Origin of the sequence: Paraburkholderia sp., assembly GCF_028283785.1 — a bacterium.
Taxonomy (GTDB): domain Bacteria; phylum Pseudomonadota; class Gammaproteobacteria; order Burkholderiales; family Burkholderiaceae; genus Paraburkholderia.
Genome location: NZ_JAPWKB010000005.1, coordinates 32,108 through 52,210, shown reverse-complemented (window position 1 = coordinate 52,210; position 20,103 = coordinate 32,108). Strand labels below are relative to the sequence as shown.

Genomic DNA, 20,103 nt, shown 5'->3' with positions numbered 1-20,103 from the left:
AATGAGGGATTGCCCGAACGACAGGGCCTTGCGTGGGACGGGGCGATAAGGCGTTGCGCTTTCATGCTGTTGTCTCCGATTGAATTGCAAAGGCTTTTTTATGTTGTTCTGTTCGCCGGTCGCAGCGTCGGCAGTCGGGCACGGAGGCCGTTCTTATCGTTTTCGTCGACTGCGCGGATGCGTCTTCCGATGCTAAAAATTGTGGCGATCCGGTCCTGGCCCGTCCAATCCTTTATTGCTATTACCTGATCCCCGGATTGAATCGATGCCGCATGTGACGACGCGCGGTCGTTTCGTGGATCAATTGATAGCGTTTTGGGATTGGACCCGGCCCCCGAAACAGCCGATGATCCGGCCACATTGCGACCGCATCGGTGTGCTACACGCTGTGCGCAGCCTCTCCACGAATCATCGGTCAAAAGGAGCACCTGAATTGAAACCGAGCATCTTGCAACTGAACCCGATCCTCGTGCCCGCGATCAACGACGCGTTGGGCGAACGCTATACGATGCGCCGCCTGTTCGAGCAGAGCGACAAGGATGCGTACATTCGCGAGCATGGCGAATCGATCCGTGGCGTGATTACCGGCGGTCATACGGGAATTTCGAATGATCTGATCGAAAGGCTTCCGGCGCTCGAAGTGATCGCCGTCAACGGCGTCGGCACGGATGCGGTCGATCTGAACTTCGCGCGCGAACGCGGCATTCCCGTCACCGCGACGTTCGGTGCATTGACCGAAGACGTCGCCGACCTCGCAATCGGACTGATCCTCGCGGTGTGCCGCGAAATCTGTCCGGGCAATGAATTCGTGAAGACCGGCAACTGGCAGAAGAACCCGCATCCGGGCGCGCTACCGCTGTCGCGCCGCTTTAGCGGCAAGCGTGTCGGGATCGTCGGAATGGGCAAGGTCGGGCGCGCGATTGCGCAACGCGCCGCCGCATTCGGCTGCCCGGTTTCGTATACGGATCTGAAGCAGATGGACGACGTGCCGCACCGGTTCGTCGGCGATCTGCTGTCGCTCGCGCGCGGCGCCGACATCCTCGTGCTGGCGGCCGCGGCCGACAAGGCGCAGGGCATCATCGACGCGGCGGTGCTCGATGCGTTGGGCAAGGACGGTTATCTGATCAACGTCGCGCGCGGAAAGCTGGTCGTGGAAAGCGATCTGGTCGCGGCGCTCGCGCATGGCGTGATTGCGGGCGCGGGGCTGGACGTATTCGTCGATGAGCCGAATGTCCCAACTGCGCTGTTCGATATGGATCGCGTGGTGGTGCAGGCGCATCGGGCCAGCGCAACGGTCGAATCGCGCACCGCGATGGGCGAGATGGTGATGGCGAGCCTTGCGCAGGCGCTCGCCGGGCAACGACCGGAAGGCAGTCTGACGACGTAACCGCCGCACGAAGCACCGCACCTATAATGAACATCGACTATCACCATCCTGTCGATAAAGAATGCTGGATCTCGGACAAGTGCGTTGCTTCGTCGTTGCCGCGACCGAACTGAATTTCAGACGTGCGGCGACGCTGCTTCATATGACGCAGCCGCCGTTGAGCCGGCAGATTCATTTGCTGGAAGACACGCTCGGCGTCAAGCTGTTCGAACGCGTGGGCCGCGCGGTGAAGTTGACGACCGAAGGCCGTGTGTTTCTCGCGGATGCCACGCGGCTGCTCAATCTCGCGGAGCAGGCGGAGAGCACGGTGCGTCGCGCGGCAAAGGGGAAAACCGGCCGCGTGCGGATCGGTTTCACCGGCGCGGCCGGTTACGAGTTGATACCGGAGTTGCTGGTGGCGGCATCGGATGTGCTGCCGGAGATCGATGTCGTGTTGCTCGAATTGATCTCGGTGGCGCAGGTCGAAGCGTTTTCCGCGAATACGATCGATCTCGGTTTTCTGCGGCCGTTGCCGTCGAGGCAGACGCTCGAGTTTTTGCTGGTCGATGAAGAGCCGCTGATCGTCGCGTTGCCGAAAGGCCATGTGCTGTGCCAGCACGAGCGGATCGAGCTCGCGCAGCTGGATCGTCAGCCGTTCATCATGCATTCGCCCACGCAAGGCAAGTACTTCCACGACCGGATCATGAGCATGCTCACCGCCCAGGGCGTGAGCCTGAACGTCGCGCAGTACATCGACCAGACGCCGACCATTCTGTCGCTGGTTCGTGCCGGATTGGGCGTCGGCATTCTGCCGGCGTCGGCGCAACGATTTCATTACGACAACGTCGAGTTCCGGATGATCGCCGACACGACCTTGCAGGCCGAGATGAGCATGGCCTGGCGTCCCGATCAGGATAATCCCGCCGTCACGGCATTCCGGCTGATGGCCGCCGATTACTTCGCGAAGAAGCGCGCGGCGCGGCGTTAGACGGTGCGGACATCCAATAAAAAAAACGCCCCGAAGGGCGTTTTTTTCGCATCACGTTCGAACCATCAGAACTTGTGACGCAGACCCACGCGGAATGCGACCTGGCTGTCCGAACCCGCGCCCGACGTGTTGAAGTAGCTCGTGCTCGAACCGATCTGCGCTTGCAGTTCCGTGCCACGGTTGTTGCCGGCTGCACCTTGATACACGCCCAGCACGTACACGTCGGTACGCTTGCTCAGCGCGTAGTCGACGCTCGCGTCCACCTGGTTCCAGTGGCCCGTGTTGAAGCCGGACATGTGCATGTACGTGTAGCCCAGGCCAGCCGTCAAAGCCGACGTGAACGCGTATTTGCCGCCTGCTTCATACGCGGTGAACGTCGTCGACGAGCCGCCTTGCGGTTCCAGACGCGTGTCCGTGAACAATGCCCACAGCGTCGCTGCTGCGATGTTGTAGCGGCCACCGACACCGAACGTGCGCAGATCGCGGATCTGGCTCGTGCCGGCTGCCGAACCCGGCGCCGTGTTCGCGAACGTCACGTTGGCGAGGTTGGTCGACATCGATTGCGGGGAAATCTGACCCGGGTACTTGATGTCCGTGTAAGCCGCGCCGACTGCGAACGGGCCGTTCGCGTAGTTCAGGCCGAAGCTGTATGCGCGCGACGAACCTGCAACCGGCGAAGCCGTCGTGCCCGTCACCGGCGCGCCACCGAATGCGCCTGCCGCGTTCGAGAAGCCGTACAACGCACCGAACGTCAGACCCGAGAAGTTCGCGCTCGTGAACTTGACCGAGTTGTTGATACGGCTCGACGTCAGCTGATCGACGTCGTTGATGTGGTAAGCGTAGTTGCCTGCAACCGTGTTGCCACCGGTCGAGTAAGCGCCGCCCAGGAAGTCGGTCGAGAACGAATACTGACGACCCATCGTGAACGAGCCAACGCCGTTTTGCGACACGCCGACGAATGCCTGGCGGCCGAACAGCGTCGAGCTTTGACCCATCGCGCCCGTACCGACGTTAAAGCCGCTTTCCAACGTGAAGATTGCCTTCAGACCGCCACCGAGGTCTTCAGCGCCCTTCATGCCCCAACGGCTGCCTTGCGCGACGCCGTCGTCGAACTTGACGAGGTTGTCATGTCCCGTCGACGTCTTCGAATTGTTGACGTAGCTGATACCCGCGTCGATCACCCCGTACAACGACACGCTGCTTTGTGCATGAGCGGCGCCTGCGAACGCAGCGAGAATAGCGGTGGCCAATACTTTCTTGTTCAAGTCACTCTCCGGTTAAAAATTTGGCGTGCGACACGCCTGGCTCTTGAGGGCTGGGTCGTGCGACGGACGCAATTTAAGTGAGTGACGAGTAATGTTTTGTGACAGTCGGACATATTTGCCAATCTGTCGTATGAATACGACACATGATGTGAACGGTCGGAAATTTCAACCGCACGCGTACGCATACGCTTATCTGCGGGCGCGGAAAGTGAGTATGAGAAATCCTTGGTTAGCCGCGCTCCGCCTGCATGCGACGATCCCCATCCACTCAGAACCGAACCGGGAACAGCATGTCGCGCAGAACAGTCGTCAAAACCCTGATTGCCTTTGCCGCCGCGGGCGCGGCGCTGACAGCGCCGTTCGCGCGCGCCGACGATACCGTGTTGAAGATCGGCACGATGAGCGGTCCGGACGCGCAGATCTGGAGCGTGGTCAGCAAGGTCGCGGCGCGCGAGGGGCTGCAACTGAAGGTGATCGAGTTCAACGATTACGTGCAGCCGAACGCGGCACTCGATGCCGGCGACCTCAACGCGAACGGCTTTCAGCATCAGCCGTTTCTCGACAGCCAGATTCGCCAGCGCGGTTACAAAATCGTCAACGTCGGGCTGACGTACACGTCGCCGATGGGCTTCTACTCGAAAAAGTACAAGTCGCTGAAGGACTTGCCGGAAGGCGCGAAGGTCGGCATCCAGAACGATCCGTCGAACGGCAATCGTGCGTTGCTGTTGCTGCAGAAGTATGGCGTGATCAAGCTGAAGGCGGGCGTCGGCAGTAACGGCGTCAACGCGACGCCGCTCGACGTCGTGGACAATCCGAAGAAAATCCGGATCGTCGAACTTGATGCCGCGCAATTGCCGCGTGCGCTCGACGACCTCGACGCCGCGTCGATCAACACGGATTACGCGGTCAAGGCGAACCTGCAACCCACCAAAGATGCGATTGCGATCGAAGATCTGAAGGGTCCGTATGCGAACCTGATCGCGGTTCGCGCGCAGGACAAGAACCAGCCGTGGGTGAAAAAACTGGTTGCGGCCTACGAATCGCCGGATGTGCGGCATTACATCGACACGCAATTCAAAGGCGCGATCGTGCCTGCGTTCTGACAGGCCAGATGCAGAAAAGCCCGCATCTAGCGGGCTTTTCTGTTTGAAGCGACGACGAAACGCGTCGTGCGAGACTTAGTTCGACAGCAGCGATCCGGAGCGGAAAGCCTTCGCGCCCGCGACGCGCGCGATCTCCAGACCGGCCGTTGCGAAACGCGTCAGATGACGCGCGTACATCACCCCGGCGACCGTCGCGTTCAATGCGACGACCTGGTCGGTCAGCGGATCGACGATATCCGCGATCCTGTCGCCGACATCGATCCAGCGGCCCACTTGTGCATGGAACACCAGCACGCCGCTGATCGGCGCGACGATCGGTTCGGCGCCCGCCAGCGGCGTGGCGGCGAATTCGAGCGGCGGCATCGGCGCGGCTTCACCGTCGATCACGCCGCGTTGCGTCAGGTATTCGATGATCCCTTGCGCGTCCCGTTCGGCGAACTCGTACGACACATCGCGCTGGCCGCGCAATTCGATCGTCACCGAGATCGAGCCGTTCGGAATCGGGAAGCGGTCGGCGAAACGGGCACGCAGATCCGACCAGCAGAAGCTGTGGATTTCGTCGAACGGATTGCCGACCGAATTCAGCGCGAGCAGCGATGCTTTCGCGTCGAGATAACGGGCGAGCGGTTCGACTTCGGTCCACAGATCCGGGTTCGTGTACAGATGCATCGCGGCTTCCCAGTCGCAATGCAGATCGAGCACGACGTCGGCGTCGTACGACAGTTTTTGCAGCGCGAGACGTTGCGATTCCAGTTCCGTTTCCGGCTTTTGCGCGTCGAGCGCTTCGCGCATCGCGGCGCGCACTGCGACGCGATTCTGGTCGATATCGGCGCCCAGACGCGCTTCGATCACCGGCTGGATCAACGCGGAAAGATCGTGGAAATTGCGGTTGAAATTCTGCGCGCTATTGGTTTCGAAGCGGCCGTTCATATGACCGAGCAGATGCTGGTTCAGCCCGATCGGATTCGGCACCGGCACGATCACGACTTCGCCGCGCAGCTTGCCGGCGGATTCGAGCGCCGCGAGCTTGCGGCGCAGCGCCCACGACACCAGCATGCCGGGCAACTCGTCCGCGTGCAGCGACGACTGGATGTAAATCTTCTGCCCGCCGCCGGGACCGTAGTGGAAACTCGTCAGACTGCGCGCGGTGCCGAGTGTCGGAGAAATCAGCGGATGGGTTTGGGTTTGCATGGTTTCTGATGCGCGGGTTCGAACGCTGCCCACGCTTTAGGTTGATGACCGGTTGAGACAGCATGATGCCTGATCCTGCGATCTTAGCCGATCTGGCGCGTGCCGCAAAAAATGCCGCATAAGGCCACATGCGGTGTACGGCGATTTCACGGACACCCCAACGAAAAAGGCTCCGCACATGGCGGAGCCTTCTGTTCAGCGCGATTCCCGGTGGCGCGGCAAGCCGCGCCTACAGGATTAGCCGCCGTACACGTCGAAGTCGAAGTACTTCTTCTCGAGCTTCTTGTACGTGCCGTCCTTGATGATCTCGGCGATCGCCTTGTCGACCTTGACCTTCAGGTCTGCGTCGTCCTTACGCATGCCGATGCCGGCACCGTTGCCGAGGATCTTTTCATCGACCAGATCCTTGCCGACGAAGTCGAAGCCAGCGCCGCGCGGCGTCTTCAGGAAGCCGATTTCAGCTTGCACGGCGTCTTGCAACGCTGCGTCAAGACGACCCGACAGCAAGTCTGCGTAGACCTGATCCTGGTTCTGATACGGCACGACCTTGGCGCCCTTCGGCTCCCAGTAGGTCTTTGCGTACGTTTCCTGGATCGTGCCTTGCTCGACGCCAACCGACTTGCCCTTCAGCGAATCGGCGGTCGGCAGGATGCCCGAACCCTTCTTCGCGACCAGACGCGTCGGCGTGTTGAACAGCTTGTTCGAGAAAGCGATCTGCTCAGCGCGTTGCGGCGTCATGGACATCGACGACAGCACGCCGTCGAACTTCTTCGCCTTCAGTGCCGGAATCATGCCGTCGAAGTCGTTTTCGACCCAGACGCACTTAGCCTTCAGGCGTGCGCAGATTTCGTTGCCGAGGTCGATGTCGAAGCCGACCAGCTTGCCATCCGAGCCCTTCGATTCGAACGGCGGATAGCTTGCGTCAACGCCAAAGCGGATAGTCGACCATTCTTTTGCGTGTGCGCTAATCGAGACGGTAGCAATCAGAGCAACCGTCAAAGCCGCTAGCAGTTTCTTCACTGTTATAACTCCTCGGAGTGGTTCAAGTACGTCCGCATACGGTGTTGCCGCTGCAAGACAGCGCCCGGAGCCGGTGAAGCCCAGGCCTCTTACGAAGCTGCCGGCCGGGTGGCCAGCAGCGCGCGCCAAGATTATCAGGTCAAAAAGATTGCGTAGCTAGTGAAACACCGGATAGCGCAAGAGGATCGGCTCTAAGTTTGCTTCGTGTTTCCGCCGGCTTTCAACTTGCCGACAATTGGCCTCGCGACGCCGCTTCAGCCTCTTCGCGCGACCATTTCCGAGACCCGTTGCGAGGCTTGCTGCAACGGCTCCAGAAACGTTTTCACCATCTGTCTCGCGGAGTTGCGTTGCGCATTGCCGCTGATGTTCATCGCGGCAATCACGCGGCCTTGCCGGTTGCGAATCGGTGCCGACAGCGAAATCAATCCGCCTTCCAGTTCCTGATCCACGATGGCCCAGCCTTGCGCGCCTGCCTGCGCGATCGCGCGCTTCAGTTCGCCGCGATCGGTGATCGTGCGCGCGGTGTGTGCGCGGATCGGCGATGCGTCGAGGGTTGCGTCCAGCGTCGCGTCGTCGAGCGACGACAGCAGGACGCGGCCCATCGACGTGCAATAGGCGGGCAGGCGGCTGCCGATCGACAGGTTGATCGTCATGATCTTGTGCGTCGGCACGCGCAGCACGTACACGATTTCCGTGCGATCCAGCACGGCTGCCGAACAGCTCTCATGCACGCGTGCCGACAACTCTTCCATCACCGGTTCCGCGAGATTCCAGAACGGCATCGACGTCAGATAGGCGAAGCCGAGATCGAGGATCTTCGGTGTCAAACGAAACAGCCGGCCCTCGGTTTCGACATAGCCCAAGGTCTGCAAGGTCAACAGGATGCGGCGCGCGCCCGCGCGCGTGAGGCCGGTTGCCGCGGCCACATCGGTCAGGGTTTGCTCGGGATGCTGTGCGTCGAACGCGCGGATCACCGCAAGCCCTCGCGCAAAAGACTGCACGTAGGAATCGCCCGGCTTGTCCGGTGCGTCCTGGGCTTGCACGGCGTTGGCCGGTGCGGCGGTTGACGCTTCAGAAGCTTTGCTCATAAGGCTGTTGGGAAGGCTGTGTACGGTGGAGCAGCGTATTGTCTTTGGCCAGTGCGACGTCTCGGATCGCCACTGATGAGCACAGATTCTAAGTCACGCGCCTGGCAGGCCGGAAAAAAGTGCCGGCACAGACCATCCGGCGACGTCGAACCCATGTCGCGGGACGCGATTGTATAGTGTCTGATTGCATGCGCTGGACGCATGCATGCGTCCAGCGCATCCGGAAGCCTCGCATTGCTGATGAACGCATGCGTGTCGCGAATGCCGCGATCACGTCTGACGATACTGCCCATTTGAAGGAGCTTTCCCGATGCCACGCTTCGCGGCCAACCTGACGATGATGTACACCGAGCACGATTTCCTCGACCGTTACGCCGCTGCGGCGCGCGACGGTTTCAAAGCGGTGGAATTCCTGTTTCCGTATGAGTTTCCGGCCGCCGAACTCAAGTCGCGACTCGACGACAACGGGCTGGTGCAGGCGCTGTTCAATGCGCCGCCCGGCGACTGGGCCGCCGGTGAACGGGGCATCGCTTCGTTGCCGGGTCGCGAGGATGAATTCCGGCGCAGCATCGATACCGCACTCGACTACGCGCGCGTGACCGGAAACCGCAAGCTGCATGTGATGGCAGGTCTGATCGCGCCCGGCTCGACGCCCGACGTCCATGCGCGTCATCGCGACGTTTATCTGCGCAACCTCGGCGATGCAGCCAAAGCGGCGCAAGCAGAAGGCATCACCGTGTTGATCGAGCCGATCAATACGCGGGATATCCCTGGCTTTTTCCTGAACCGTCAGGACGATGCGCAGGCAATCTGCGCGGAAGTCGGTGCGCCGAACCTGAAGGTGCAGTTCGACTGCTATCACTGCCAGATTGTCGAAGGCGATCTGACTGTAAAGCTCAAACGCGATTTCGCGCGTATCGGCCATATCCAGATTGCGGGCGTGCCAGACCGTCACGAGCCCGACGCGGGCGAACTGAACTATCCGTATCTGTTCGCGCAGATCGATGCGCTCGGCTACGACGGCTGGATCGGTTGCGAATACCGGCCGCGCGCGGGTACGTCGGCCGGGCTTGGATGGATGAAGCCGTACCAGTAGTGCAGGCGCACGCACGCGTGCGACGATAAAAACGATCACGGAGACAGACGCAAATGAAAGTGCTCATCACTGGCGCAGCGGGTTTTCTCGGTCAACGGCTCGCGCGCGAACTGCTCGCCCGCAGTGTGCTGAAAAGCGCAAGCGGCACGCTCGAACCGATCACCAGACTCGTGCTGCTCGACGTCGTTGCCGCGCCGGATTTCGACGATCCGCGCGTACAGATCGAAACCGGCGATATCTCCGTGCGCAGCGTGCTCGACCGCGTGATCGACGCGGACACGGCCGCGATCTTCCATCTCGCCGCGATCGTCAGCGGCCAGGCCGAAGCGGATTTCGATCTTGGCATGCGTATCAATCTCGACGCATCGCGGCTGGTGCTCGACGTGTGCCGCGCGCGCGGACATCGGCCGCGTGTGGTGTTTACCAGTTCGGTTGCGGTGTATGGCGGCACGCTCTCCGATGTCGTCCTCGACGACACCGCGCTCAATCCGCAGTCGTCCTATGGCGCGCAAAAGGCGATCGCCGAATTGCTGTTGAGCGATTACACGCGACGCGGCTTCGTCGATGGCCGCGTATTGCGCCTGCCGACCATCAGCGTGCGGCCCGGCGCGCCGAACGCGGCGGCGTCGTCGTTTGCGAGCGGCATCATCCGCGAACCGCTGAACGGCGTTCGCGCAATCTGTCCGGTGGCGCCTGAAACACGTATCTGGTTGTTGTCGCCGCACAAGGCGATCGACTGTCTGATCGCCGGGCTCGAACTCGACACCGCCGCGCTGGGCGAGCGGCGCACGCTGAACCTGCCCGGCCTGTCGGTCAGCGTCGCGCAAATGGTCGAGGCGTTGCGGGACGTGGCCGGCGACGCGGCGGCCTCGCTGATCGACTGGCAGCCCGATCCGCGTATCGAACGGATTGTCGGAAGCTGGCCGGGACATTGGGACACGTTGCGCGCCGAGCGGCTCGGACTCAGCGGCGACCGCAGCTTCGCCGACGTGATTCGCGCGTATCGGGACGAAATCACGCCATAGCGTGAGCTGCGAGTTCAGCTTGCGAAGCCGTCGCGCGAGGCTTCACGCCCTTGACACGTTTTCCGCCGCGCGCCTATTATTGCCCGATTGTTCGTTACATGACCATGTGTTCGTATATAGAACAAATTTGATCGAATCCGGCGTTCCAGACACGCCGGATTGTCTGCTGCTCACCGTGACTGTGTGCACTTGAGGCGACCCACCGGATCGCGTGCACCAAAGCACCCAACTGGAGACATTCATGACTGAAGCATTCCTGTGCGACGCGATTCGTACCCCGATCGGCCGTTACGGCGGCGCGTTGTCGTCGGTTCGTGCCGACGACCTGGGCGCTGTGCCGCTGAAGGCGCTGATGGAACGCAACCGCGACGTCGACTGGCAGGCGGTCGCCGACGTGATCTACGGCTGCGCCAACCAGGCCGGCGAAGACAACCGCAACGTGGCGCGCATGTCGCTGTTGCTGGCCGGTTTGCCGCTGGAACTGCCGGGCTCGACGGTCAACCGTCTGTGCGGTTCGGGCATGGACGCAGTCGGCATTGCGGCGCGCGCGATCAAATCGGGTGAAGCCGGTTTGATGCTGGCGGGCGGTGTCGAAAGCATGAGCCGCGCGCCGTTCGTGATGGGCAAGGCCACCAGCGCGTTTTCGCGTCAGGCCGACATCTACGACACGACGATCGGCTGGCGTTTCGTGAATCCGCTGATGAAGAAGATGTACGGTGTCGATTCGATGCCGGAAACCGGCGAAAACGTCGCAACGGACTACAACATCAGCCGCGCCGATCAGGACGCGTTCGCGCTGCGCAGCCAGCAAAAAGCCGCGCGTGCGCAACGCGACGGTACGCTGGCGCAGGAAATCGTCGGGGTATCGGTCGCGCAAAAGAAGGGCGATCCGTTGCTGGTGACGCAGGATGAGCATCCGCGCGAAACGAGCCTCGAAACGCTCGCGAAACTCAAGGGCGTGGTGCGTCCGGACGGCACGGTGACGGCGGGCAATGCGTCGGGCGTGAACGACGGCGCGGCGGCGTTGCTGCTCGCGAACGAAGAAACCGCGAAGCGCTATGGGCCTGACGCCGCGTGCGCGCGTGCTCGGCATGGCGACGGCCGGCGTTGCACCGCGCGTGATGGGCATCGGCCCGGCACCGGCGACGCAAAAGCTGCTGGCGCGTCTGAACATGACGATCGATCAGTTCGACGTGATCGAACTGAACGAAGCGTTTGCATCGCAAGGTATTGCCGTGTTGCGCGCGCTCGGCGTTGCGGATGACGATGCCCGCGTGAACCCGAACGGCGGCGCGATTGCACTGGGCCACCCGCTCGGCATGAGCGGCGCGCGTCTGGTGACGACCGCGATGTATCAGCTGCAACGCACCCAGGGCCGTTTTGCGCTGTGCACGATGTGTATCGGCGTCGGTCAAGGCATCGCGATCGCAATCGAACGCGTTTGATGCGGGTTCGATGACGATGACGCGTCGATGCTGCTGATGATCGGCGGCGCGCGGTAAGGAAAAAGCCCCATCCGGGTTGATCGGATGGGGCTTTTTTTATGTGGCGGGCGGTTCCGGGAGCGGCTTTAAGTTGGCGGAAATCTTCCGGCTTCGGAGGTGTGTATTTCATGAAGAAAAGCCGCCGTGCGCGGAGTTGGCCTGCCAGTTGATTCGCAACAAGCAGCGATTTAATGGGGACGACCTGGCCGGACTGATTCAGGTCGGTGCGACGCCGGGTAGTGAGCAGTTTGCGATGAGGTAGAAAAGAAAAAGCCCAGTCTACGACCGGGCTTGATTCGACGCGGCGGCGAACCTAGAGGGTTTCCAGCATCTGCATCGTTTCAGGATGTTTTTCTACCAGTTTGATGAGGATAGCCGCCTGAGCATTGGGTTTGACCCGCCCTTGTTCCCAGTTCTGGTAGGTGCGCTCGTTCACACGAAGGCGGCGAGCCATCACCGCCTGAGAAGAATTCGTCGATTCCCGGACCGCCTTGATCTCATCAGGCGAGACTTGCACTGTGTCTGGGACTTCGACGCGAACCTTCCGAAGGGTCACCTTGCCTTCTCTCTCCTCGGCCAGTGCATTCATTCCCTCTTTGAGTTCAGCGAACAGATTCCTTTTCATACGTGCTCCTTATCCGAATTTCCGATGCAAGCAGGGCAGCAAATGCCTTCCGCTCATCAGACGACAGATCGTCCATCTCATCTTTGTCATAGACGGAAAACATCCAGAATTGGGTGCCTTCGATCCAATAATAATAGATGACGCGCAAGCCGCTCCGTTTCCCCTTGTTGCGACGCTTGTCCCCAAACCTGAGCTTTCTCAGGCCGCCGGTTCCCTTGATAACGTCCCCCGCATCCGGCTTGAGGAGCATCTGTTCCTGCAGCAAGCGATATTCATCGTCCGATAGATAATTCGCACGATATTTCTCGAAGGGAGGGAGTTCGACGAAGGTCGCTTGCATCGATCAATCATACGCTGCGTGCGTATAGATTGCAACTGTGCGTTGTGCCCTTAGCGCAAGCCCCCAACCCAATCGCCGCCACTCGGACCTTACATCCCGCCCATACACAGATACTTGATCACCACGTAATCGTCGATACCGTACTGCGAGCCTTCGCGTCCCAAACCCGATTGCTTGACGCCGCCGAACGGCGCGACTTCGTTCGAAATCAGGCCGGTGTTGATGCCCACCATCCCGTATTCGAGCGCTTCGGCTACCCGCCACACGCGTCCGATATCGCGGCTGTAAAAGTACGAAGCCAGTCCGAATTCCGTATCGTTCGCGAGGCGGATCACTTCTTCGTCCGACGAGAAACGGAACAGCGGCGCGAGCGGTCCGAAGGTTTCGTCGCGCGCCACCTTCATGTCGGACGTGACGTCGGCGAGTACGGTCGGCTCGAAGAAGCCGTGACCCAGCGCATGACGCTTGCCACCTGCAATCACGCGCGCGCCTTTCGACAGCGCATCCTCGATATGCGACTCGACCTTCTGCACGGCCGCTTCGTTGATCAACGGACCTTGCGTGACACCCGCTTCGGTGCCGAGGCCCACCTTCAATTGCGCGACCGCTTCCGCGAGCTTCGCGGCAAACGCGTCGTACACGCGCTCATGCACGTAGAAACGGTTCGTGCAAACGCAGGTCTGTCCGCTGTTGCGATACTTCGATGCAATCGCGCCCGCGACCGCCGCGTCGAGATCGGCATCGTCGAACACGATGAACGGCGCATTGCCGCCGAGTTCGAGCGACACTTTCTTGACCGTCGGCGCGCATTGCGCCATCAGCAGACGGCCGACGTTGGTCGAGCCGGTGAACGACAGTTTGCGCACCACCGGATTCGACGTCATCTCGCCGCCGATCGCTTTCGGGTCGCCGGTAATCACGTTGAAAATGCCGGCGGGCACGCCTGCACGTTCGGCCAGAACCGCGAGCGCGAACGCCGACAACGGCGTCGCTTCAGCCGGTTTGACAATGATCGGGCAACCCGCCGCCAGCGCCGGACCGACTTTGCGCGTAATCATCGCCGCGGGAAAATTCCACGGTGTAATCGCCGCGCACACGCCGATCGGTTCCTTCACGACCATCAGACGGCGGTCGGCGGCGGGCGACTGCAAGGTGTCGCCGTTGACGCGCTTCGCTTCTTCCGCGAACCACTCCAGAAACGACGCCGCGTACTGGATTTCGCCCTTCGCTTCGGCGAGCGGCTTGCCCTGTTCGGCGGTCAGGATCTGCGCGAGATCGTCGGCGTGGTCGAGCATCAGGCCGTGCCATGCACGCAGCACATCGGCGCGCTGTTTCGCGGTTTTCGCGCGCCATGCGGGCCACGCCGCATTCGCCGCGTCGATGGCCGCGCGGGTTTCGTCCGCGCCCATCAACGGTACTTTCGCGACCAGATCGCCGGTCGCGGGATTGCGGACTTCGAAGGTCTTTTCGCTATCCGCGTTGCGCCATTCGCCGGCCACGTAAGCGCGGGTCTTCAGCAACGCGGGGTCTTTCAGATTCAACATGGATTGGTTCCCGAGGCAGTCAGGCAATGAACAGATTCAGGTTCAGGTTCAGGCGCTGACGCCGACCGTTTCCTTCAGCACGTCTTCGAGAATGCCAAGACCTTCGTCGAACACCGCGTCCTGAATCGTCAGCGGGAACAGGAAGCGGATCACGTTCGAATACACGCCGCACGACAGCAGCAACAGACCGCGTTCGAGCGCGCGGGTCTGGACCTGCTTCGTGAATGCGGCGTCCGGCGTGCCGGCTGCATCGAAGAATTCGACCGCGCACATGCCGCCCACGCCGCGCACGTCGGCGATCTGCGGCAGGTCTTTTTTCAGCGCGTTCAGACGCGCCTTCAGACGCTCGCCAAGGACCGTGGCGCGGTCGCACAACTGTTCGGTGTCGATGATGTCGAGCACCGCGTGCGAGGCCGCCACGGCCAGCGGATTGCCCGCGTAGGTGCCGCCCAGACCGCCGGGTGCGGCCGCGTCCATCACTTCGGCACGACCCACGACGCCCGACAGCGGCATGCCGCCAGCCAGGCTCTTGGCGATCGTCATCAGATCGGGCAGCACGTCGTAGTGGTTCATCGCGAACAGCTTGCCGGTGCGCGCGAAGCCGGTCTGCACTTCGTCGGCGATCAGCAGGATGCCGTGTTCGTTGCACAGCTTGCGCAGCGCGCGGACGAATTCCAGCGGCGCCTGATAAAAGCCGCCTTCGCCCTGAACCGGTTCGAAGATGATCGCGGCGACGCGCTTCGGATCGACGTCGGCCTTGAACAGCATGTCGATCGCCTTCAGCGAATCGGCGACGCTCACGCCGTGCAGCGCGTTCGGATACGGCGCATGGAATACGTCGGACGGGAACGGTCCGAAGCCGATCTTGTACGGCGCGACCTTGCCGGTCAGCGCCATGCCCATCATCGTGCGGCCGTGGAAGCCGCCGGCGAATGCAATCACGCCCGGACGGCCGGTCGCCGCGCGGGCAATCTTGATCGCGTTTTCGACGGCTTCGGCGCCGGTCGTGAAGAACGCGGTTTTCTTCGGATGATCGCCGGGCGCGCGTTCGTTGATCTTCTCCGCGAGCTCGACATACGACGCGTACGGCACGATCTGATACGCGGTGTGCGTGAAATGGTCGAGTTGCTCGCGGATCGCCGCGACGATCTTCGGATGACGGTGGCCGGTATTGGTCACGGCAATGCCCGCGCCGAAGTCGATGAAGCGACGGCCTTCGACGTCCCAAAGCTCCGCGTTCTCGGCCTTCTCTGCGTAGAAATCGCACATCACGCCCACGCCGCGCGGGGTGGCGGCATCCTTGCGGCTCTTCAGGTCGGCATTTTTCACTTTCATCGCTCCAATGGCTGGGTTTTGGGGTCGTGTGGGTCGGGCAGCGCGGAAGGGCGCAGCAGAGGCTACGACTATAATGAGATTTGGCTCTTAACTTCAGAGCCATTTCGATAAAAATGTAGGAGCCACTATGCGCGCGAGCGTGCTGTCGGACTGGCTGGCGCAACGGATCGACCGCGACAACGGCCAGCCGGTCTACCGTCAACTGCATCGCCTGTTGCAGCAGGCGATCCTGTCACGCGAGTTGCCGGCGGGCAGCAAGGTACCGTCGTCGCGGCTGCTGGCCGCCGAACTGGGGATCGCCCGCAATACCGTCACGCAGGTCTATGAGCAACTGGTGCTCGAAGGCTATGTGAATTCATCGACGGGGCGCGGCACGTTCGTCGCGGACAGCGCGCCGGACGAGATCGTCGGCGCACCGGGATCGCCGACGGCGCTGGATCCGTCGGCCGGCGCTGGTGCGGATCGCCCGCACGATCCGGACGGCGCGATGCCGGAACCGCGCGCGCTGTCCACGCGCGGCGCGCGGCTGATCGCGGGCGCGGGCGTGTCGAAGCGTCAACTGGGCGCATTCATGCCGGGCGTGCCGGACGTGTCGAAGTTTCCGACGCGCGTGTGGAGCCGGTTGCACAACAAATACTGGCGACGTCCACGCGCCGATCTGCTGACCTACGCGCCGGGCGGCGGCTTGCCGCAGTTGCGCAACGTGCTCGCGGACTATTTGCGCACGTCGCGCTCGGTGCGCTGCACGCCGGGACAAATCATCATCACGACCGGCATCCATCAGTCGATCGATCTGGCCGTGCGGCTATTGTCCGATCCCGGCGACGTGATCTGGACCGAAGACCCGTGCTATTGGGGCGTGCGCAGCGTGTTACAGGTCTCGGGCCTGCAGCCGCGCCCGATTCCCGTCGACGAAGAAGGCATCGCGCCATCCGCCGACGATCTCGCGCATCCGCCGAAGCTGATGCTGGTCACGCCGTCGCATCAATATCCGCTCGGCATGGTGATGAGTCTCGCGCGTCGCCGGATGCTGCTCGAATACGCGCGTCAGCATCGCTGCTGGATCATCGAGGACGATTACGACAGCGAGTTCCGCTATGGCAGCCGGCCGCTCGCGTCGCTGCAAGGGCTGGATACGGCGGGGCAGGTGATCTATGTCGGCAGTTTCGGAAAGACCTTGTTTCCGGGGCTGCGCGTCGGCTATCTGGTCGTGCCGGAGGGGCTCGCGGACAGCTTCGCGACCGCCAGCGCGGAGTTGTATCGCGAGGGGCAGTTGCTGCAGCAGGCGGTGCTCGCGGAGTTCATCGCCGAAGGGCATTTCACGTCGCATATCCGCAAGATGCGAACGTTGTACGGCCAGCGCAGACAGACGCTGCTCGATGCGGCCGCCGCGCGTTTCGGCGATGCGTTGCCGGCGATCGGCGGCGATGCGGGTCTGCACCTGGTGATGCGTCTGCCCGACGGCACGAACGACCGCGACGTGGTCGATGCGGCGATCGAACGCAATATCGTCGTGCGTGGGTTGTCGGGCTACTATGCGCAGCCCGAACGCGCCGGTTCCGGCTTGCTGATCGGCTACGCGTGCGTGCCCGACGAAGAGATCGAACCGGCTTTCGACGCGCTCGCGCAGGCCGTCGAGGAAACCGTGTTCCGGTCCGGGTCTTAAACGCGGATCAGCACTGCACCGAGTGTGACGAGGCCGCACGCGACGATCCGGCGTGCGGTCAGCTTCTCCTTCATGAACAGCCAGCCGATCAGCACCGCGAAGATCGAGCTGAGTTCGCGCAACGCGGACACCATCGCGATCGGCAGGAAGCGGTACGCCTCGATGATCAGGCAATACGCGCCGAGCGCGAGCACCCCCGACATCATTCCCTTGATGACCTTGTCGCGACCGATGAACAGGCCGCTGTAGCCGCCGCGCCAGCGCCACGCGAGCGCGAGTTGCGGCACGTTCCACAGCAGATAGACCCACATGATGTAACTCATGCTGTTACCCGCGACGCGCGCGCCGATCCCATCGACGACCGAATACGTGGCAATGAACAGGCCCGTCAGCAGCGCGAAGGGCACGCTCTCGCCGGAAAACCGCATGCCGCGCCGGAACGCCAGCGACATGATCCCGACCGACACCAGCCCGACGCCGACCGCCGCCAGCGGCTTGAGCGCCTCGTGCGCGAACACCAGCGCACCGACGAAGACCAGCATCGGCGACAGACCGCGTGCGATCGGATAGATCTGTCCGAACTCGCCGCTGCGGTACGCGCGGATCAGCGCCAGCATGTAGCCGAATTCCAGCAGCACCGACGCGCCGATATACGGCCAGCTTTCGCGGGTGGGCAACGGCAGCAGGATGGCGCCCACCGCGCCCACGATCACATACGGAATCGCCATCATGCCGAGCAACCAGATGCGGTCTTCGGACAGATGCAACGACGCGTTCCAGCTTGCATGCAACAACGCGGAAAACAGGACCAGCAGGACGACGAAGGTTGGCATCGAAAGCGCGGAAAGAGGGTGGAGACAGCGCGGCAGTCTGTCATCCTGCTGCCGCGAACCCGCGATTATCCCTCAGCTCAGGTCACCGTTTCGCACAACCACGCATAACCATGCACACGCACGCGGACCGCATGCGCGTCCGGCCACGCGCGTATGACAGCGCGATGACGCTGGCGTGACGCTTCATTGGATCTGCGTGCAGCCGCAATCAATCTGTGAGGAAGACACGATATATTGCTGCACTGACGCGTCGTGGAAGCGGCACTGATAAATAGTTGAATAACGATGTTCGACGGGAATCCGCGATCCATGAAAAGACACTCTATTGCGTTATGACCAGCTTCCTTCCCGACAGTTTTGCCGAGTACGACGAGCTGAAAACGATCCTCGATCAGGGCAGTGCGAACTTCGAGATTCGCACGGTATGCACACCGGCGATTCGCGGTCGCACGTTCGACGTGCATACGGCAAGCATCGGGTCGAGCGATCCGCACGCACCCGCGATCGGTTTTTTCGCGGGCATTCACGGGCTCGAACGGATCGGCACGCAACTCGTGCTCGACTATATGCGTGCACTGCTCGCCCGGCTCGAATGGGATGAACTGCTGGTGCGCCAGTTGCAATCGGTGCGACTGATCTTTATGCCGATCGTCAATCCGGGCGGCATGTGGGCCGCGACGCGCGCCAATCCGAACGGCGTCGATCTGATGCGCAACGGCCCGCAAAGCGCCGATGAGCGCGTGCCGCCGCTGGCTGGCGGACAACGCGTCGGCGCATGGTTGCCGTGGTATCGCGGCGCGCGCGGCGCACCGATGGAAATCGAAGCGGCCGCGTTGCTCGATGTCGTCGAAACGGAACTCGCGTCGCGTCCGCTGAGTCTCGCGCTGGACTGTCACTCGGGTTACGGATGGAGCGACAGCATCTGGTTTCCGTATGCGCGCACGCGTTCGATGATGCCGCATCTGCCGGAAATGTACGCGTTGAAAACCATGTTCGAGCGCGCGCATCCTCATCACGGTTACGCGTTCGAACCGCAAAGTCATCAATATCTGCTGCATGGCGATCTATGGGATTGCGCGTACGATCGCACGCCCGCACCCAATGTTTTCCTGCCGATGACGCTCGAACTCGGTTCGTGGTTGTGGATCAAGAAGAATCCGCGCCAGCTGTTTTCGCGGCAAGGCATGTTCAATCCGGTGAAGGCACATCGGACCGCACGCGTGTTGCGCCGTCACGCGAACCTGATGGATTTCCTGACGCGCGCCGCATTCGCGTCGCAGCGCTGGTTGCCGCAAGGCGCGAGCCGGCAGCAGTTGCTGGAGCGCGCAACAGCGCATTGGTATCGCGCGGCGGTTGCATGAGCGCGTGGATCCTGTTGCGGGGACTCACGCGCGAATCGCGTCACTGGGGCAAATTTCCGGCGGCATTGCAAGCCGCGATGCCCGGCTCTCGCGTGTTGCGGATCGACTTGCCTGGCAACGGCACGCTGTCGCACGCCCGAGCGCCGTCTACGGTCGCGGCGATGGTCGATGCGGTGCGTCGCGCCGCGTCGCAACGCGGCGAACGCGGTCCGTACCGGGTCGTCGCGATGTCGTTGGGCGGCATGGTGGCGACCGCGTGGGCGCAACGCTATCCAGCGGAACTCGCGCAACTCGTGCTGATCAATACCAGCATGCGGCCGTTCAGTTCCGCCGTCGAACGTTTGCGGCCGGGCGCGTGGCCGGGCTTGCTGGACATCGCGCGCCACTGGCGCGACGACGATGAAAACGCCGCGGCGGCGGAAGCGACGATCCATCGTCTGACCTGCAATGCGCGCGACACGCTTACCGCCGACCTCGCTCTCTGGCGGGAAATCCGCCGCAGCGCGCCGGTCACGCGAGCGAATGCGCTGCGTCAACTGTGGGCGGCGGCGTGCTTTCGTGCGGCGTCCGGTGCGCCGTCGTGCGCGAGTCTCGTTCTGTCGTCGCGGGCCGATCGGCTCGTGAATCCGCGTTGTTCGGCCGCGCTTGCCGCAGCATGGAAAGTGCCGCTTCGCGAGCATCCGTGGGCCGGTCACGATCTGCCGCACGACGATCCGTCATGGACCGCCGAGACCATTCGCGCGATGTGCGATTGCACATAAGCGCTGCGTTAA

17 protein-coding genes and 1 pseudogene are annotated in these 20,103 nt (G+C 62.2%); 9 read left to right on the top strand and 9 right to left on the bottom strand.

Annotated features, from left to right (window positions below; all coding sequences use genetic code 11):
* Positions 1-433 precede the first annotated feature (433 nt).
* Positions 434-1,387, top strand: coding sequence for a 2-hydroxyacid dehydrogenase (locus PW947_RS04320; protein ID WP_299629840.1), 954 nt, complete (start codon positions 434-436; stop codon positions 1,385-1,387).
* Positions 1,388-1,448: 61 nt separating this feature from the next.
* Positions 1,449-2,354 (top strand): LysR family transcriptional regulator, encoded by a 906-nt coding sequence (locus tag PW947_RS04315; protein WP_299629839.1) that lies wholly within the window; start codon positions 1,449-1,451, stop codon positions 2,352-2,354.
* A gap of 65 nt (positions 2,355-2,419) precedes the next feature.
* Here the strand turns inward: PW947_RS04315 and PW947_RS04310 are convergent, their stop codons facing one another.
* Complete coding sequence (locus PW947_RS04310) at positions 2,420-3,619, bottom strand: porin (RefSeq protein WP_299629838.1); 1,200 nt, start codon at positions 3,617-3,619, stop codon at positions 2,420-2,422.
* A gap of 290 nt (positions 3,620-3,909) precedes the next feature.
* Between PW947_RS04310 and PW947_RS04305 the strand changes: the two genes are divergently transcribed.
* The gene (locus PW947_RS04305) at positions 3,910-4,722 is read left to right on the top strand and encodes a MetQ/NlpA family lipoprotein (protein WP_299629837.1); all 813 of its coding nucleotides are present in this window, start codon (positions 3,910-3,912) and stop codon (positions 4,720-4,722) included.
* Positions 4,723-4,797: 75 nt separating this feature from the next.
* On the opposite strand, the gene PW947_RS04300 is transcribed toward PW947_RS04305, so the two are convergent.
* The 3 genes from PW947_RS04300 to PW947_RS04290 all read right to left on the bottom strand — a co-directional run bounded on the left by PW947_RS04300 (position 4,798) and on the right by PW947_RS04290 (position 8,021).
* Entirely contained in the window at positions 4,798-5,913 is a 1,116-nt protein-coding gene (locus PW947_RS04300) for a succinylglutamate desuccinylase/aspartoacylase family protein (protein WP_299629836.1), read from the bottom strand.
* 237 nt (positions 5,914-6,150) lie between these two features.
* Entirely contained in the window at positions 6,151-6,933 is a 783-nt protein-coding gene (locus tag PW947_RS04295; protein WP_299629835.1) for an ABC transporter substrate-binding protein, read from the bottom strand.
* 254 nt (positions 6,934-7,187) lie between these two features.
* Entirely contained in the window at positions 7,188-8,021 is an 834-nt protein-coding gene (locus PW947_RS04290) for an IclR family transcriptional regulator (RefSeq protein WP_299629834.1), read from the bottom strand.
* A 310-nt stretch (positions 8,022-8,331) separates the two neighbouring features.
* Here PW947_RS04290 and otnI point away from each other — a divergent pair, with 310 nt between their 5' ends.
* From otnI to pcaF, 3 genes and pseudogenes are all read left to right on the top strand, one after another.
* Positions 8,332-9,117, top strand: a complete 786-nt coding sequence (gene otnI, locus PW947_RS04285) for a 2-oxo-tetronate isomerase (RefSeq protein WP_299629833.1) — start codon at positions 8,332-8,334, stop codon at positions 9,115-9,117.
* 53 nt (positions 9,118-9,170) lie between these two features.
* Positions 9,171-10,142 carry a D-erythronate dehydrogenase gene (gene denD / locus PW947_RS04280; protein WP_299629832.1) on the top strand — a complete coding sequence of 324 codons (972 nt, stop codon included), beginning with the start codon at positions 9,171-9,173 and terminating at the stop codon, positions 10,140-10,142.
* A 241-nt stretch (positions 10,143-10,383) separates the two neighbouring features.
* Positions 10,384-11,587, top strand: a pseudogene (gene pcaF, locus PW947_RS04275) (3-oxoadipyl-CoA thiolase).
* Positions 11,588-11,939: 352 nt separating this feature from the next.
* On the opposite strand, the gene PW947_RS04270 reads toward pcaF, so the two are convergent.
* The 4 genes from PW947_RS04270 to PW947_RS04255 all read right to left on the bottom strand — a co-directional run bounded on the left by PW947_RS04270 (position 11,940) and on the right by PW947_RS04255 (position 15,470).
* On the bottom strand, positions 11,940-12,251 hold the full coding sequence (locus tag PW947_RS04270; protein ID WP_299629831.1) for a helix-turn-helix domain-containing protein: 312 nt from the start codon (positions 12,249-12,251) through the stop codon (positions 11,940-11,942).
* Positions 12,229-12,591 carry a toxin gene (locus tag PW947_RS04265; protein WP_299629830.1) on the bottom strand — a complete coding sequence of 121 codons (363 nt, stop codon included), beginning with the start codon at positions 12,589-12,591 and terminating at the stop codon, positions 12,229-12,231. Before PW947_RS04265 ends, PW947_RS04270 begins: the two co-directional genes overlap by 23 nt.
* 89 nt (positions 12,592-12,680) lie before the next feature.
* Positions 12,681-14,135, bottom strand: coding sequence for an NAD-dependent succinate-semialdehyde dehydrogenase (locus tag PW947_RS04260; RefSeq protein WP_299629829.1), 1,455 nt, complete (start codon positions 14,133-14,135; stop codon positions 12,681-12,683).
* 48 nt (positions 14,136-14,183) lie between these two features.
* Positions 14,184-15,470 (bottom strand): 4-aminobutyrate--2-oxoglutarate transaminase, encoded by a 1,287-nt coding sequence (locus PW947_RS04255; RefSeq protein WP_299629828.1) that lies wholly within the window; start codon positions 15,468-15,470, stop codon positions 14,184-14,186.
* Between the two features lie 127 nt (positions 15,471-15,597).
* On the opposite strand from PW947_RS04255, the gene PW947_RS04250 reads away from it, so the two are divergent.
* Entirely contained in the window at positions 15,598-17,136 is a 1,539-nt protein-coding gene (locus PW947_RS04250; RefSeq protein ID WP_299629827.1) for a PLP-dependent aminotransferase family protein, read from the top strand.
* Here the strand turns inward: PW947_RS04250 and PW947_RS04245 are convergent.
* Entirely contained in the window at positions 17,133-17,969 is an 837-nt protein-coding gene (locus PW947_RS04245; protein WP_299629826.1) for a DMT family transporter, read from the bottom strand. The two genes, PW947_RS04250 and PW947_RS04245, sit on opposite strands and share 4 nt — an antisense overlap.
* 332 nt (positions 17,970-18,301) lie before the next feature.
* Between PW947_RS04245 and PW947_RS04240 the strand changes: the two genes are divergently transcribed.
* Both PW947_RS04240 and PW947_RS04235 read left to right on the top strand, forming a co-directional pair.
* The gene (locus PW947_RS04240) at positions 18,302-19,330 is read left to right on the top strand and encodes a M14 family zinc carboxypeptidase (RefSeq protein WP_299629825.1); all 1,029 of its coding nucleotides are present in this window, start codon (positions 18,302-18,304) and stop codon (positions 19,328-19,330) included.
* The gene (locus PW947_RS04235; RefSeq protein WP_299629824.1) at positions 19,327-20,091 is read left to right on the top strand and encodes an alpha/beta hydrolase; all 765 of its coding nucleotides are present in this window, start codon (positions 19,327-19,329) and stop codon (positions 20,089-20,091) included. Before PW947_RS04240 ends, PW947_RS04235 begins: the two co-directional genes overlap by 4 nt.
* The last annotated feature ends 12 nt before the right edge of the window (positions 20,092-20,103 follow it).

Excerpts from the sequence above, each read along its gene's own strand:
- PW947_RS04315 (WP_299629839.1), top strand. The coding sequence starts at position 1,449 with ATGCTGGATCTCGGACAAGTGCGTTGCTTCGTCGTTGCCGCGACCGAA.
- PW947_RS04305 (WP_299629837.1), top strand. The coding sequence starts at position 3,910 with ATGTCGCGCAGAACAGTCGTCAAAACCCTGATTGCCTTTGCCGCCGCG.
- PW947_RS04300 (WP_299629836.1), bottom strand. The coding sequence starts at position 5,913 with ATGCAAACCCAAACCCATCCGCTGATTTCTCCGACACTCGGCACCGCG.
- PW947_RS04290 (WP_299629834.1), bottom strand. The coding sequence starts at position 8,021 with ATGAGCAAAGCTTCTGAAGCGTCAACCGCCGCACCGGCCAACGCCGTG.
- otnI (WP_299629833.1), top strand. The coding sequence starts at position 8,332 with ATGCCACGCTTCGCGGCCAACCTGACGATGATGTACACCGAGCACGAT.
- denD (WP_299629832.1), top strand. The coding sequence starts at position 9,171 with ATGAAAGTGCTCATCACTGGCGCAGCGGGTTTTCTCGGTCAACGGCTC.
- PW947_RS04270 (WP_299629831.1), bottom strand. The coding sequence starts at position 12,251 with ATGAAAAGGAATCTGTTCGCTGAACTCAAAGAGGGAATGAATGCACTG.
- PW947_RS04265 (WP_299629830.1), bottom strand. The coding sequence starts at position 12,591 with ATGCAAGCGACCTTCGTCGAACTCCCTCCCTTCGAGAAATATCGTGCG.
- PW947_RS04260 (WP_299629829.1), bottom strand. The coding sequence starts at position 14,135 with ATGTTGAATCTGAAAGACCCCGCGTTGCTGAAGACCCGCGCTTACGTG.
- PW947_RS04255 (WP_299629828.1), bottom strand. The coding sequence starts at position 15,470 with ATGAAAGTGAAAAATGCCGACCTGAAGAGCCGCAAGGATGCCGCCACC.
- PW947_RS04250 (WP_299629827.1), top strand. The coding sequence starts at position 15,598 with ATGCGCGCGAGCGTGCTGTCGGACTGGCTGGCGCAACGGATCGACCGC.
- PW947_RS04245 (WP_299629826.1), bottom strand. The coding sequence starts at position 17,969 with ATGCCAACCTTCGTCGTCCTGCTGGTCCTGTTTTCCGCGTTGTTGCAT.
- PW947_RS04240 (WP_299629825.1), top strand. The coding sequence starts at position 18,302 with ATGACCAGCTTCCTTCCCGACAGTTTTGCCGAGTACGACGAGCTGAAA.
- PW947_RS04235 (WP_299629824.1), top strand. The coding sequence starts at position 19,327 with ATGAGCGCGTGGATCCTGTTGCGGGGACTCACGCGCGAATCGCGTCAC.